This window comes from Streptomyces himastatinicus ATCC 53653 (assembly GCF_000158915.1).
GTDB lineage: Bacteria > Actinomycetota > Actinomycetes > Streptomycetales > Streptomycetaceae > Streptomyces > Streptomyces himastatinicus.
Genome location: NZ_GG657754.1, coordinates 9,559,883 through 9,567,397, shown reverse-complemented (window position 1 = coordinate 9,567,397; position 7,515 = coordinate 9,559,883). Strand labels below are relative to the sequence as shown.

General features: G+C 73.1%; 4 protein-coding genes and 1 pseudogene. All 5 read right to left on the bottom strand.

Features of this window, described 5'->3' with window-relative positions:
- The coding region (locus tag SSOG_RS40460; protein WP_208867430.1) for a nitronate monooxygenase at positions 1 to 750 on the bottom strand (750 nt) is incomplete at its 3' end.
- A gap of 445 nt (positions 751 to 1,195) precedes the next feature.
- Complete coding sequence (locus SSOG_RS40455) at positions 1,196 to 1,969, bottom strand: YoaK family protein (RefSeq protein WP_009720107.1); 774 nt, start codon at positions 1,967 to 1,969, stop codon at positions 1,196 to 1,198.
- Positions 1,970 to 2,041: 72 nt separating this feature from the next.
- Positions 2,042 to 2,704 carry a hydrolase gene (locus tag SSOG_RS40450; protein ID WP_009720106.1) on the bottom strand — a complete coding sequence of 221 codons (663 nt, stop codon included), beginning with the start codon at positions 2,702 to 2,704 and terminating at the stop codon, positions 2,042 to 2,044.
- A gap of 89 nt (positions 2,705 to 2,793) precedes the next feature.
- A pseudogene (locus SSOG_RS58705) lies at positions 2,794 to 4,692 on the bottom strand (amidohydrolase).
- A gap of 148 nt (positions 4,693 to 4,840) precedes the next feature.
- Positions 4,841 to 7,515 (bottom strand): ATP-binding protein (locus SSOG_RS40435; RefSeq protein ID WP_106516540.1); only part of this gene is annotated, 2,675 nt, incomplete at its 5' end.

The window sequence follows — 7,515 nt, the reverse complement described above, 5'->3', positions numbered from 1 at the left end:
CTGACCTACCGTCAGGGTCTGCCCGGGGTGCGGAGAGCGCACGCGCGGACGCAGCGCACGGTGCCCGTCGACGACGGGGGTCTCCGATCCGTCCATCGGCCGGAGCAGCGCGGCGCGGTCCTCGGGGAGCCCCGATTCGGCGAGCAGGGCCAGCTGGGTGTCCAGGACGACCCCGGCCGCGCCCCCGATGACCGCAGCGGCGGCGGTGCGCGGGCCGATGCCGCCGCAGGCCCACACCGGTACGGACACCCCGGACTCGGCCAGCAGTCGCTGGAGCAGGACGAAGGTGCTCAGTTCGCCGACCGGCCCGCCGCATTCGCTGCCCCGGGCGATCAGTCCGTGCGCTCCGGCGCGTACCGCTTCGAGGGCCTGGTCGAGGTCGGTGACCTCGACCAGCACGCGGTGGTGGGCGGCGACGGCGTCGAGCGGCCAGGGCGCACCCGCGCCGAGGATCACGGTGTGCGGCCCGGGTCCGCCGCCGCCCCCTGGGGGTCCGGTGTCCGGTGGTGCCGCGTACCGCAGATCCGCGGGCGTCAGGGGGCAGCCCGCCGCCACGCGCACCCCGTACCGCCCGTCGGGCACCCAGTCGTTGACGCGTTCCCACGCGTCCAGTGCCGTGCGGCGCGTCATTCCCAGGTCGAGGACGCCGAGGCCGCCCGCGCGGCTGACCGCCGCGGCGAGTCGGGGATCGGGTTCCCCGAACGGAGTGATGCCTATAACCAGATCGCCAGGATACGCAACGGATGACATGTTTTCTCCGGATAAATCGCTAGAGCCGCGAAAGGGAGATAATTCTGGCATGCACGTCTAACGTACGGCTTGCGCCTTTTACACAAAACGACGCGGAGGCGAAATTAGCGATCCGGTTACTGAGCCGTCAACAAGTTGCGAGCGCCGCACCTGCCAGGACGGGCTGGATCTCGCCATAGGCGGGGAGAGCGATCGCGGCGCCACCCCTCTCTTCCTTTGTTAAATATTGATGTACCTTTCGTGAGCTGGGACGGAAGAGAGCGTGCCACCGGCGCCCCTTGTGCCCCTCGAATACACCATTTACCCAGCGGGAGCACCGCTGGGTAAACCGCTCGAGCGCGCCGATCGAACCCAATCGGCGGAGCACGTTCCGGATTCTGAATTACGTGCACACGCGGCGCATCGCCGGAAAGTGCGGCCTGAATCAGCCCGCGGACGCAACCGCTCAGCTTCCCGGCCGGGCCCAGACCGCGTCGTCCGCCGAGAGGCGGTGAGCCACGACGGCGGTGACGGCGAGCAGCGTCAGGGCCGGGCCCAGGGTGGCGGCGATACCCCAGCGCGGAAACAGCCAGGCGCCGGTGAGGGCCCCGAGGAACATCGCGAGGACGGACAGCACGCGGCGGGCCGTGCCGCCGGTGGCGGTTCTGCCGGTGGCGGTTCTGCCGGTGGCGGTTCTGCCGGTGGCGGCGGAGTCGGCGGCGAGGCCGGTCAGGGTCAGGGTGAGCACGGTGGTGGTCAGATCGGGGACGCCAAGGCGTCGTACGACCGCGTTCTGGAGCCCCATGCCCAGGCCGAGCAGCACGATCAGGGCGTAGCGGACCCCCGTGGCGGCCTGACCCACGGGAGCGAGCGCCGATACGGCGGTGGCGGCCGCGATCAGGGCCGTCTGGGTGCCGGTGGAGACGGCGAGCAGCCGCCCGCGGTGGGTGGGCGGCCGGGCGCCGGCGCGGCCCCCGGCGAGCGCGCCGGTGAGGAAGGAGCCGAGGGACACGAGGGCGGCCGGGGCGGACAGGCCCGGGGCGCCCGCGAGGGCGAAGCCGAGGAAGACCACGTTGCCGGTCATGTTGGCGACGAAGACATGGCCGAGCCCCAGATAGCTCACCGCGTCGACCAGCCCCGTCACCACGGTCAGCGTCAACAGCAGTGGCGGCAGCGGGCCGTGACGGTCCGTCACGTCTGGCCTGAAGGTCCGGGCGGCGTCCCTCAGCAGTCTGCGCATCCTCAACGTCCGTTCCTCGGCGGTCGGTCCACCGGTGGCGGCGCCATGGCCGCCACCGGTGTGAGGGGGCGCTCAGCCGGCGGCGTGTTCGCCGAGCATGGACTGGGCGTACAGCACGCCGAGGCCGTAGGCGCCCGCGTGCTCCTTCACCACCTCCGTGACCGGGCCGTACGTCTCCGTACGGGCCCAGTCGCGCTGGAGCTCCAGCAGGACCTGCACCCAGGTGACGGGGGCGGCACCGGCCTGCACCATGCGCTGGACGGCGTGCTCATGGGCCTGCGGGGTGACGCCGCCGGACGCGTCGGTGACCACGTACACCTCGTAGCCCTGCGCGATGGCGGACAGCACGGGCAGGACGAGGCACACCTCGGTCCACAGCCCGGAGATGACGAGCTTCTTGCGGCCGGTCGCCTTGACGGCCTCGACGAACGCCACGTCCTCCCAGGCGTTCATCGAGGTGCGGTCGATGACCTTCTGGTCGGGGAAGACGTCCGCGAGCGGCGGGAGGAGCGGGCCCGAGAAGGTCTCGGCGGCGACGGTGCTGAGCACGACCGGCACGTCGAACACTCTGGCCGCCTTCGCCAGGCCCACGGTGGAGTTGATGATCGTGGTGCGGTCGTGGCTGCCGGTGCCGAAGAACATCTGCGGCTGATGGTCGATGAACAGCATCACCGCGTTGTCCGGGGTGAGCAGGGCGGGGCTGGGGGTGGCGGTGACCTCGGCGATGTCGACCATGGTGGGGCCCTTTCTCTGGTGGCGTCTGGGGGTGGGGTGTGTGTGCGTGGTGCGCGGAGGTGGCGGACCCCGGGTGGTGCCCCGTCCGCTCACAGCACGAAGCAGCTGTCGAACGCCGGGGCGTGGTCCTCGGGGAGCGCGCCGCGCCGCACCCGCCACTGCCGGTGCTGCTCCGACTCGGCGACCGCCTGGCCGAGCGACTCCGCCTGGCGGGCGCCGGAGCCGCCCGGTGTGCCGGTGGCCTGATAGCCGCCGACGTGTGCCACCGGGCTCCACTCGGGGCTGACGGGCGGGATGTCCTCGTCCAGGCCCGCGTACTCGGCGGCGGCGTACTCGATGCGGCCGCCGACGATGGTCAGCACCGATTCGATGTGCGGGATGTCCTGCTCGGGCACGGTGAAGTAGTCGTCGGACAGGATCGCCAGGTCGCCGTAGAAAACCCGGCCGCAGCATGCCCTTGACGCCGCCTTCGCCGGTCAGTTCGGCCCCGGCCCGGGTGTACATCGCGAGCGCGGTCTCCCGGCCGACCCGGTTCTGCGGGGGCCGCAGCGCCAGGTTTCCGACCGAGCGGCCGGAGACCAGAAAAGAGAAAGAGCGACCCAGGGGTTGTACGAGGGCACCCGGGTGGCGTCGGTTCCGGCGCCGACGGTCAGCCCCCGGCCGAGCATGGCCGCGAGCGGCGGCGCATCGAAACGAGGAGCCCGCGCCGTACCGCCGCAGGAACGCCTCGCCCTGGAACGACAGCCGGTTCTGCACGGACGGGTGCCCCGCCGAGCGCCGCGATGCGGTCGAGGCTGTCCGGGGAGACGGTTTCCGCGTGGTCGAAAAGCCACCTGTTCCCGGCCGGGAACAGGCCCTCAGCGGCGAGCTTTTCGAAGACGGCGAGGTCGCGCCGGATGGTCTCGTCGTACGTGGCGTGCCCCGAAGCCCCAGCCGTTTCTCCATGAGCAGGCGTACGGCCTTCTCGAACGCGGGCCTCGTAGTCGCCGGTGAGGTACGGGCGGGGGCTGGGCGAAGTTCTCGAAGTCGGCCGCGGCCCAGGTCAGGTTCTCCCCCGCGCCGTTGAGCCGCAGCCACGCGTCCCCGTCCCCGGGGCGCACCATCTCGATCCAGCGGGTCAGGTCCTCGATCTCCTGGCCCGCGGTCTGCGGGAACAAGTGGTACGCGATGCGCAGGGACAGCAGGCCGTCCCGCGCCAGTTCGGTCACCGTGCCGTAGTCGCCGGGGAAGTTCTGGAAGCCTCCGGCGGCGTCGATCGCCGAGGTCAGCCCGAATCTGTTCAGCTCGCGCAGGAAGTGGCGGGTGGAGGTCTTCTTGTCCGCCCCGTGCAGCGTCGGCGCCTTGGCCAGGGTCGAGTAGAGGATCAGGGCGCTGGGCGCGGCCAGCAGCAGGCCCGTCGGCTCCCCGTCGCGGCCGCGCACGATCTGCCCGCCCTTGGGGTCGGGGGTGTCCTTGGTGAACCCGGCGGCCTTGAGGGCGGCCCGGTTCAGCACGGCCGACTGGTACAGGTGCAGCACGAACACCGGGGTGTCCGGGGCCGCGGCGTTGAGTTCGGCGACGGTCGGCGGTCTCCGTTCGGCGAACTGCTCGGCGGACCACCCACCCACCACCCGCACCCACTGGCCCTTCGGGGTGCGCGCCGCCTGGTCGCGCAGCATGGCCAGGGCCTGGCGCAGCGAGGGGACGCCGTCCCAGCGCAGTTCCAGGACGTAGTTGAGCCCGCCGCGGATGACATGCAGATGGGTGTCGTTGAGCCCGGGGACGACCCGGCGGCCCAGCGCGTCGACCAGGCGGGTCCGCGCGCCCAGGTACGGCGCGATGTCGGCATCGTCCCCGACCGCGCGCACCACGCCGTCGCGGATGGCCACCGCACCGGCCTGCGGGCGTGCCGCGTCCTGGGTGTACACCTTCGCGTTACGGACGATCACGTCCGCGGCCTCGTCGTCGGTGGCGACGGGAACGAGCCCGCCGACCGGCATCGTGGACACTTCGGCACCCTCCGGGGAACAGCGTGGCTACGGCGGCCGAACCCCGCGGCCGCCTGGTGTCCCGAACGCTAGGGCGGTCCGGTCCCCGCGCGTTGTCCGCCAGCGCACCGGGTGTTTCCCCTGCGCGCACGGTGGTGTTCGCGGAAGGTCAGGCGAGACCGCGTTCGCGGTCGCGGTCGCGCATCCGGGCGCGGACTCCTTCGGCCTCGTCGGGCCTGCCCAGTTCAGTGAAGAGCGTGAGGGCCCGCTGCCAGGATTCCCGCGCGGCGGCCTGCTCCCCCGTCGCCTGATGGGTGTCCCCGAGGCGGGTGAGGGTGTCGGCTTCCTGGTACGGCACGCCGAGTTCGCGGTACACGGTGAGGGCGTTGTGGAAGCCGATGACCGCCTGCTTGGATTGGCCGAGGTGGTGGTGTGCGAATCCGATGCTGTCCCAGGTGGCGGCCTCGCCGTAGCGGTCGCCGGTTTCCCGCATCATGACGAGGGCCTGCTCGCAGTGGGTGAGGGCCTGGTCGTACCGCCCCAGCAGGGACAGATACCAGCCGACCGCGTTGAGGACCCGGGCCTCGGCGGCGCGCTGTCCCGCCGCGCGGAAGAGCTCCAGCGCCCGCTGGTTGTGGGCGAGGGCCGCGGTGAGGTCGCCCTGCTGGTCGGAGGTCCAGCCCAGGCTGCGGTGGGTATTGGCGAGCCGGACGGTGTCGCCGAGCCGGTCGAACGCCTCGGCGGCCCGGTCGAGGCCGGTCCGCGCCTCGGCGTAGTGGCCGAGCCTGCCGTCGACGCGGGCGAGCGAACGTTGGGCGAAGGCTTGCCACTCCGGGTCGGCCAGCCGGTGTGCCGCCTCCAGCGCGGCACGCTGGGCGGTGTGCCAGTCGTGCCAGTGGCCGCGCCGGTCGAAGAACGCCTCCAGGGCCCACGCCAGATGGCAGAGGTGGGCGTCGAACCCGGACACGGCGGCCCGTTCCATCGCGGGGAGCAGCCCGGTGTACTCGGCGGTGAGCCAGTCCAGGGCCTGCCGGTCGTCGGTGAGGGTCTCGGGTGTGACACCGGGCAGCGCCGGGCCCGGCGGTATGAGGTCGGCGTCCGGGGAGAGCAGCAGTGCCGCCGGGTGCGCGGTGTGGACGTAGTGGTCGAGCATCCGGTGCAGCGCGGAGCGGCGGGTGGCGTCGGTGTCGTGGTCCTCGACGAGCTCGGTGGCGTACGCGCGCACCAGGTCGTGGAAGGTGTAGCGGCCCCAGCTGTGTTCGGTGAGGAGGTGGGCCCGGGTGAGTTCGGCCAGCAGGGTACGGGTGCGGCGTACGGGAAGGCCCGTGAGGCTCGCCGCCGCGGCGGCGGTGAGGTCCGGCCCCGGGTGCAGGGCCAGCAGCCGGAACGCCCGGGCCGATTCGGGGGTCAGGGCGTCGTACGACCAGGAGAAGGCGGCGCGCGCGTCGATGGCGCTCCCGGTGTCGGCGAAGGCGTCGAGGCTGCCGTGGCTGCGTCGGAGTTCGGTGGCGACGGCGGCCAGCGGGAAGCCGGGGTGGAGGGCGGCGCGGGCGGCGACGATGGCGAGCGCCAGCGGGAGCCGTCCGCACAACTCGATGATGTCCGCCACGGCCCGGGGCTCGGCGGCCGCCCGCTCCTGGCCGATCCGCCGCACCAGCGACGCGCGGGCGTCCTCGACGGGCGGCAGGCGCAGGAGCACCGGCACGGCCCCGTCCGAGGCGACCAGGCCGGGCAGCTGGCTGCGGCTGGTGACGAGGGCCAGACAGCCGGGGCTGCCGGGCAGCAGCGGACGGACCTGCTCATGGTCCCGGGCGTTGTCCAGCAGGACGAGGACACGCCGGTCGGCGAGCAGGCTGCGGTACAGCGCGGCCTGCGCGTCCAGCCCGGTGGGCAGATGCTGCGGGGGCACGCCCAGGGCGTGCAGCATCCCGGCGATGGCCTCCGCGGGCTGAGTGGGCGACCCGCCGGGGTCGAAGCCGCGCAGGTTGAGATACAGCTGCCCGTCGGGAAACCGTTCGGCGATACGGTGCGCCCAGTGCACCGCCAGGCTGCTCTTCCCGACCCCCGCCATGCCGCTGATCACGACGACGGTGGCGGTGTGGGTTTGCGGCGCCCCGGCGGGCTGGCCGGGGTCGGTGAGCTGCGTCGCGTCGGTGGGCTGGACGGGGTCGGTGGGCTGGCCCGTTCCCGTGAACTGCGCCGCGCCGCCGGTCTGCCCCGCGCCGGTCGGCTGTACCGAGTCGGTGAACTGCACCGCGCCGGCGGACCGGTCCGTGCCGCCGTACTGCCCTGCGGCGGTGGCCTGACCCGCGCCGCCGGACTGCCCACTGCCGGTGGGCTGACGCGTTCCGGTGGACTGTCCCGAGCCGATCGGCTGCCTACCGGTGGGCTGCCCGGTGCCAGTCGGCTGCCCAGGGCCGCCCGTCTGCCCCGCACCGGTGGCCTGCCCCGCGCCGCCGGACTGCCCACTGCCGGAGGGCTGACGCGTACCGGTGGGCTGTGCTGAGCCGATCGGCTGCCTACCGGTGGGCTGTGCTGAGCCGGTCGGCTGCCCGGTGCCGCCCGTCTGCCCCGCGCCGGTCGGCTGTACCGAGCGGGTGAACCGCACCGCACCGCCGGACTGGTCCGTGCCGCCACACTGCCCCGCACCGGTGGCCTCTCCCCCGCCGCCGGACTGCCCACTACCGGAGGGCTGCTGACTGCCGGTGGGCTGACCCGAGCCGGTCGGCTGCCCGGCGCCGCCCGTCTGCCGCGCCCTGGTGGGCTGCTGCCCGGCACCGGTCGGCTGCCCAGGACCGCCGGCCTGTCCCGCGCCGGCCGGCTGTGCCAAGCCGGTGAACCGCA